Below are 7,932 nucleotides of genomic sequence, written 5' to 3' on the forward strand. Positions count from 1 at the left end.
GTCGACAACCTGCCCGGGGAAGGAGGAGAAAAACTTTCCGAAGGGTGACCTTGAATCCCGCCGGCACTTGGCGACACATTGAGCACTTTGCGAGGTTTCTTCGGGCTTAATGCAAAAGCGGGCGGTAGCAGGTATTTTCGAGTTTAGCACCGCTGTGCGCTTCACAAGCGGGAGCGAGTCCCCGCAGGAATTTTTTTCTCTGGATTCCCCTCTCACCATCCCCGCGGTTTCCTTCCAAAAAAAGCTGTGTAATACGGGATTCCCCCGTAATTACACAGCTTTTTTACAATAGCGTTTACGTCCGCCGATGATCAGCGGCACCCTTTTCTGATTGCAGGCCGCCCCTGAAGATATACAATTTTTCCGTCAATCATTGTCATTTCCGGCGCAAGGATTCTGTCTCCGGTTCTGATGTTACCGTCGGAATCGGAAAATTCCACATTCTTCCTGACAAGTCTCACCAGGGTCAGATCGGCTTTTCTTCCTTCCTCCAGCACACCGGTCTCTTTCTCCATCCTGAGACAGCGGGCCGGAATCCGCGTTACCGAGTCGAATACGCGGTGAAGCGGCATCCCCATATTCAGGAATTTCGACATGACAAAGGCCAGATCCTTCATATCGGGCGCATTGCCGAAGGTGGCCGCGGTCGCGTCACTGCTGATAATGTCGGGATAAATGCCTTCTTCCAGTGCCTTTTCCGCCACCTCAAAATTAAAATTCATCCTGCCGTTTCCCACTTCCAGGAAGACGCCTCTCTCCCTGGCATCGTGAAACGCGCATTGTACGGTACCGTCCTCCTCCAGGATTGTCATGCCCTTGTTGTGGTACATATGGCTGTAAATGTCACCGGGCCGGAGCCGTTTTACAATCTCCTCCGCCCTCACAGGAGGATCCGTTGTGTGGACACAGACCGGAAGACCGAATCGCTCCCCCAGTTCCAGTGCGTGTTCCAAAGGCGCAATACCCTCATTGCCTACAATCGGGCGGCTGATCCTGACCTTGATTCCGCGTATCTCGTCCCTGTATTTCCCAATCAGAGCAGCCATCTGTTCTTCTTTCACTGCGGTGCGGGCAAGCGGTTCCATAATGCCTGCGCCAGGCTGACCTAAAGGTGAAAGGTTCAGAAAACTCCTGATTTTAATCGTCCTCGGCATAACGTCAAGCTGATGGAACGCCTCATACCCGGCGCAGCCGGCCGTACCCATATCCACGGCCGTCACGGCTCCCGACGCCAGCAGCAGATCTCCGTTTATGCCGAAACCGCTTCCCTTTGTAAACAAATGCGTATGGAAATCTATCCAGCCGGGCTGAAGATAGGCGCCCTCCGCATCCAGAATTACATTGGCCGCATTCTCCGCTTCCCTTTCCGTCAGAGGTTCCGTGATAAACTGAATAATCCCCTTATCGATTCCCGCCGCAATGTTTCGTTCTATGCCCGTATCCGGATCCACGGCCATTGCATTATTGATGAGTAAATCCATTTTTTTCCTCCATTAAACATATAAAGGCCAGATAAACGGTATCAGTATGATACAGGCAATCAGGAATACAACCGTCATTCCGATGTTGCTCTTCAGATAGTCTGAGAACTTATATCCCCCGTAAGCGTAAATCAGGTTGGCCGGAGGGCAGGCAATCGGGCTCAAAATCGACATGGTGGATGCGATGCACAGCACCATCAGCAGTGCGGAAGGAAATACACCGATTGTTTCCGCAATTGCAATGATAATCGGCATCAGCAGCGTAATCGTCACAACGTTGGACATAAACTGCGTCATCACACACGTCAGGACGAAAATGACAATTGTGATGTAATACACGTTGGTGGAACCGCCAATGATTCTTATCAGGGTATCCGCCATAATCTGGGCCGCTCCCGTGTTTTTGAGAGCCGTAGCCAGCGGCGTCATTCCTCCGAGCAGAATTACCGTTTTAATGCTCACAAGCTGATATGCCTGCTTTTCCGTAAATATTCCCAGAAGCACGTCGGCAACCGCTCCCATGATTGCCACCATGTAGGAAGGAATCCCCGTCCTGTCTTCAAAAATCATCCCCACGAATACACAGAGGAGAACTGCCACGGAAGCCACCTGTTTCCACTGCGGCACATCCTTCGGCGCCCGTTCGGAGAAAATCTGGCTCTCATCATTGTACGCCTTGATGTCCGGTAAAAATTTATAACCGATAAAGTACATATAGATCAGCATGATTACCGTAAGCGGAACGCCGATTTTGGAAATTTCAAAAAAACCAAATGACTGTCCCAGTTCTTTTATCTGATCGCCAATCAGCACGTTGACCGCCGCATCTCCTACCAGCGTCAGCCTGCCTCCCGCCATAGCGCCTAGAAATGCGGACATCAGCAGTTTAGAACGTGAAAAGCTCGTTGTAGCGGTGATGCCGATGATGATCGGAATAAATACGGCGACTGTGCCTGAGTTGCTGAGCCCGGCCGACATAACGGTGGACAGGATCAGGATTGCCATAATCATCTGCCGTTCCGTCTTTGCATACTTTGTCACAACCGAAGCAATCTTGTCACATACCCCCGTCTCAAACAGAGCGCTTCCTACAATTACAACGCCTATCAGCATCAGGATTGTCGTGCTGGCAAATCCGCTGACCGCTTCCTTCGGCGTAACCAGCCCCGTCAGCACCAGAGCACACAGTGTCAGCATTACTGTCATATTGACAGGTATTTTCTCAAGAAGAAAAGAAATAACTGCAAGTATCAGAATAATAATTGTTAGTGTGGATGGTTCCATGTTTTCCCCCTCATTTCATTTGTGTGGTTACGATCAAAGCCGCCATGGCCAGTCTTTTCTTTCATCGTCTGTCCTTATTGTATGTCATCCAATCCACAAAATCCAACAATGTATTTTGTCGTTCCCGACAACGAAATTTTGTCACATCATTCAACAACGAAAAGCACGCTTCGTTAACTTTTCATTGCCACTCAACAACGAAAAGTACGCTTCGCGAACTTTTCATTGCCATTCAATAAAAAGACGCAGGGCGCTGTACACGGGAATCTGTTTTTCAGTAACAGTTTCTTCTGTGCACAGGGTGCCCTGCATCTTCTCAATATCTTAAACGTCCGGGAATCTTATTTAGCCAGCATTCCCATAATCTCGTTGCTTCTTGCAATAAATTTAGTCATTCTCTCCGGTGTCAGGGAACCGTGGCTGAGCAGCGCCAAATCATAGAGCTGTTCACAAATCTTTCCTGTGTTCTCACCCTCGCCGTTCTCCAGCACATACTGAACCAGATTGTTGTTTGCATTCAGGATTAATACCTGGCCGCTTCCGCCGAACATGGAAGGATCCATTCCGTACATGTTGTACATCTTCATCATTTCCTGCATACGGCGTGATTCCTCAGAAACGGTAATCATGGAGGAAATGGACTCGTTTTTAAGTTTTTCCACCTTAACCTGGAGCTTGTCGTCGTCCAGTGTTTTGCGGAAGAGTTCCGTCAGAGTCTCCTCCGATTTGCCGAACGCTTCCTTGTCCTCCTCGGCCACCTCTTCCTTCATCGTCTCATTGACATCCGCGTCAATACGGAGGAACTTCAGGTTCTCATGTTTCTGCTCCAGACGTCCGATAAACGGATTGTCGATGTTATGCGGCAGAATGAGGGCGTCCTGGCCGGACTCTTTGAACATGTTGATGTACTGGCCCTGCTCCTTCTCATCCGTCACATAGAAGAGCTTATTCTCGTGATTTTCTTCTTTGGCTCTCTCCTCGCAGTCCTTCAGTGTCAGATATTTGCCTTCCAGGTTTTTGAAAATGATATAGTCATCCATCTTTTCGGCAAATTTGTCGTCCTTCAGGCAGCCGAATTTAATAAATGGGGAAATGTCATCCCAGTATTTCTCATAAACTTCACGGTCTGTCTTGCACATTCCTGAAAGTTTATCCGCCACTTTCTTTGTGATGTAATCGGAAATCTTCTTAACAAAACCATCGTTCTGAAGAGCGCTTCTGGATACGTTAAGAGGCAGATCCGGACAATCGATTACGCCCTTTAAAAGCATCAGGAATTCCGGAATGACTTCCTTAATATTGTCGGCAATAAATACCTGGTTGTTATAAAGCTTGATCGTTCCCTCAAGGCTCTCGTACTCCATGTTGATCTTCGGGAAATAGAGAATTCCTTTCAGGTTGAACGGGTAGTCCATGTTCAGGTGAATCCAGAACAACGGCTCCTTAAAGTCCATAAATACCTTGCGGTAAAATTCCTTATACTCTTCCTCGCTGCACTCATTCGGATGCTTATTCCAGAGCGGATGGATGTCGTTCAACGCTTCCGGACGTTTCAGAATCTTATATTTCTCGGTTCTCGGTGATACTTCGACCGTCTCTTTAGTACCGTCCTCGTTCTCCTTCTCCTCTGTCTTCGCCTCCTCGATCACAGTCTCCACAACCGTGTCCTTCTCAGTCAGCTCGTCCTTTTCAATTGTCTCATACTGAGGCTCTGCCGCGCTGTTGTCCAGGAAAATCTCCACCGGCATGAAAGCACAGTATTTCTGGATTACTTCGCGCGCCCTGTACTCATTGCTGAATTCAGCGCTGTCGTCATTTAAGTAGAGGACAATTCTCGTACCGATGGTTTCCTTGCCGCCTTCATCCATCGTAAATTCCGTACCGCCTTCGGATTCCCAGTGAACCGGCTTAGCCCCTTCCCGATAGGACAGGGTGTCGATTACAACGCGGTCCGCTACCATGAATGCAGAATAGAAGCCCAGTCCAAAGTGACCGATAATCTGATCCTCATTGGCCTTGTCCTTATACTTCTCCAGGAAGTCCTGCGCGCCCGAAAACGCGATCTGGTTGATGTACTCTTCCACTTCCTCAGCGGTCATACCGATACCGTTATCTTCCACCGTGATCGTCTTTGCATTTGAGTCTACCGTCACCTGAATCTTGTATTCCAGATCTTCCGGTTTAACAAATTCTCCCATAAGCTCCAGTTTTTTGAGCTTTGTGATTGCATCACAGCCGTTGGAAATCAATTCCCTGTAGAAAATGTCGTGGTCGGAATAAAGCCATTTTTTTATAATAGGGAAGATATTCTCGCTGTTGATTGATAAGCTGCCTGTTTTAGCTGCCATAATAAACACTCCTTTACTGCCTTATTTTTTATATTTATTTTATTAAGATGCTCTGCTGTGCGGCGGCGTTGTCCCTGCCGTGCATTTATTATTCTAATACCTCTTCTTCCAGATGTCAATAGAAAATTAGCACTCATTTGCATTGAGTGCTAATAATTTTCATCTGTTTTACTGAACCTCCGTTTTCCGGCCGGCGGCAAACACGGGCCGGTCACTGATTATTACCAAACCTTGCGTTTTTCTTTCAGTTTTTTCCAGTTCGTTGACAATCTATACCAGAACTTTTATAATGAGTGAGTCGTAATTGTTCAGGGACCATTTTATTTAAACCGTAAACCGGCAATAATGAGGGTACTGAACAGTCACATTGAGCCACACAATATAAGGAGGATACTCTAAATGAATCGTAGAACAAACTTACGGCGCTTCCTGAAAAAAAGCGCTGCTGTCGGATATATTTCCCTGTCGCTGGCATTTTCCAGCGTATTTGCAGGGACTGCTTTTGCCGGTCCGGCTGATGATGCATCCCTGTCGACCCCTTCCCCTGGCCCCGGAAGCGGCCCTGGCGCCTCTGTCCCCGTGGATAACAGCTTTTATAACCAGAATCTCTCCGATCCGGTAGTAAAACCGGTCGATAAGTACTCTTATGAGCAGATGGAACAGGATATCGCCGCACTGGCCGCACGCTACGGAAACCATATGGCGGTCACCGTCATCGGCCAGTCTCTCGACGGGAGAAATATTTACGACGTTGTCATCGGAAACCCGGGCGCGCCGAAAAAGATCCTTTTCCAGGGAGCAATCCATGCAAGGGAATATATTGTAGTTCCCCTGATGATGCAGCAGTTGGAATATATGCTTGCTTTCTACGATTCAGGAACATATAACAACCAGCCGCTTTCCTCCATACTGAATAATGTTTCCATCCATTTTGTCCCGATGGCAAACCCCGACGGAGTTGCCATCAGCCAGTTCGGCGAGGGGGCTATCCGCTCCGAAGAACTGCGCCAGAACATTCAGAACTGCTACACCATGGACGTGGCGGATGCCCGCACCTCACTTAGTTATGACCAGTATCTGATCCGCTGGAAAAGCAATGCCCGCGGAGTCGATTTGAACCATAACTTCGACGCAGGCTGGGAATCCCTGAATCCAACCCTGGCTCACAACTCATTTACCGACTACAAGGGAGCCTCTCCTCTGTCCGAGCCGGAATCACAGGCTCTGGCCAACCTGGTCCAGCAGCAGGCATTTTCCGCTGTTATCAACTATCATGCGATGGGAAGAGTCCTCTACTGGGATACCGACAATAACCAGAAGATGGCGGAATCCAACGACATGGCCCTCACCGCCGCCGGTGTAACCGGGTACCAGGTACTGGGCAGCAAAGGCGTAGGCGGATTTAAAGACTGGCTCCAGAGAAAAGGAAATCCGGTGGCCGGCATCACGATCGAGGTGGGACGTTCCACCTGTCCGGTTGCCTTCTCCGAATACCAGTCAATCTGGGATCAGAACAAACAGATTCCCGTGCTCTTCAGCAAATATATTTTAAGCCACTAACCGTACCACTTACAAACGAATTATAAAGTAAAATAATAGAAACCCCCGATATCCAGGTGTGTTGCCAACTGGGATATCGGGGGTTTTTTGAATACTTTCTATTTTTATTCTCGGACCTTTACTTCTCTATTCTTTTGATTTGCTTCTCTATGCTTCTGGTTTGCTTCTCTTATGCTTCTGATTTGCTTCCCTATGCTTCTGATTTGCTTCTCTACACTTCATAACGTTTGCTATTCTACGCTTCCTCAAAAGCAATCTCTTCTTTTTTCAAAAATGCCTTTATGGAATCATCCCACTCCCGTTCCAGGGTCCGGTCCATTGTAAACTGGTTCATGGACAGTCCGGTAATGCAGGATAATACCTGTTCCTCATACCTGACGTTGATAAAAAGCCCGCCCACCTGCTCCGGCAGCCAGGAAGCCCCCCTGTCCTTCAGGAAACGCTCCACGTTTCCGGGAGGCAGTTTAAACACTATCGCAAAACTCTCCGGCAGCTTGCTGCCCTTAATCAGGGAAAAACAAAATGGCCGAAGCGTCTTCCAGGACGAATATGCCTCAATCTTTCCCTCTTCCAGCTCCTCATCGGAATAAAATCCATGTCTGACTTTTCCGTCGATCGAAAAGCTGTTAAACGTAACAATCGTGGCCTCACGCACCAGAAAACGGTCGAAAGTCTCCCCAATAAATAATTTTTTTGTAAATGCCTTTAAATCGGCAATCCGTAATGCAACCATAATCTTCCTCCGTCTTCTTCCATTTTACCTCACTGGGGGAGTTCGTGCAACTCCGAATAAGGGAGATTTAATTGAGGAAGGCGAACGCCGCCGGTTACGGTCGGGGTTCGGGATGCTGAGGGGGAGGGTGTGAGTCTTCAGTCCCGGACGTTAGGTGGTCGCAGGTGGGGAAGCCGGGCAGAAAAAGATTCCTTCTTCCCCACGGGAAGGTTATCGACCGGGACTGAAGACGCGAAGGTTTTCGCCATCCCGTACCCCGGCCTGCGGCCGCTGATTTGTTCTTATTCCTTCAAAGGGGGGAGGTATTGTCGCTGCCACTACATTTCCTCGAATTCCAGGAGAATTTCTCTTGTCTGGTATTAACTAATGAGTCTGCTCTTTAGCGCCTGTCCTATCCTTGAATAACTATTGAATTTTTTGATTCATTATTAAATTTAGCTTTGGATGTATCCCCGAATTTAATCCGAAATTCCTTCAAAAGGTAAAAGATTCACGACTACATAGTGGCCGCGACAATACCTCCCCC

At 48.2% G+C, this 7,932-nt stretch carries 5 protein-coding genes; 1 reads left to right on the forward strand and 4 read right to left on the reverse strand.

From position 1 onward, the window contains the following. Positions 1-311: 311 nt before the first annotated feature. The 3 genes from QZT18_RS22930 to htpG form a co-directional block, all read right to left on the reverse strand. Positions 312-1,481 (reverse strand): amidohydrolase family protein, encoded by a 1,170-nt coding sequence (locus QZT18_RS22930; protein WP_294151974.1) that lies wholly within the window; start codon positions 1,479-1,481, stop codon positions 312-314. Between the two features lie 12 nt (positions 1,482-1,493). Further along, the gene (locus tag QZT18_RS22935; protein WP_294151975.1) at positions 1,494-2,765 is read right to left on the reverse strand and encodes an SLC13 family permease; all 1,272 of its coding nucleotides are present in this window, start codon (positions 2,763-2,765) and stop codon (positions 1,494-1,496) included. Between the two features lie 341 nt (positions 2,766-3,106). Continuing rightward, positions 3,107-5,113, reverse strand: a complete 2,007-nt coding sequence (gene htpG / locus QZT18_RS22940; RefSeq protein ID WP_294151977.1) for a molecular chaperone HtpG — start codon at positions 5,111-5,113, stop codon at positions 3,107-3,109. A 399-nt stretch (positions 5,114-5,512) separates the two neighbouring features. Between htpG and QZT18_RS22945 the strand changes: the two genes are divergently transcribed. Beyond that, positions 5,513-6,673: a M14 family zinc carboxypeptidase gene (locus QZT18_RS22945; protein ID WP_294151978.1), complete on the forward strand. Its 1,161-nt coding sequence runs from the start codon at positions 5,513-5,515 to the stop codon at positions 6,671-6,673. A gap of 235 nt (positions 6,674-6,908) precedes the next feature. On the opposite strand, the gene QZT18_RS22950 is transcribed toward QZT18_RS22945, so the two are convergent. Further along, the gene (locus QZT18_RS22950; RefSeq protein WP_294151980.1) at positions 6,909-7,406 is read right to left on the reverse strand and encodes a DUF5721 family protein; all 498 of its coding nucleotides are present in this window, start codon (positions 7,404-7,406) and stop codon (positions 6,909-6,911) included. Positions 7,407-7,932: the final 526 nt, after the last annotated feature.

Source organism: uncultured Clostridium sp. (genome assembly GCF_900547735.1).
Lineage (GTDB): Bacteria > Bacillota > Clostridia > Lachnospirales > Lachnospiraceae > Otoolea.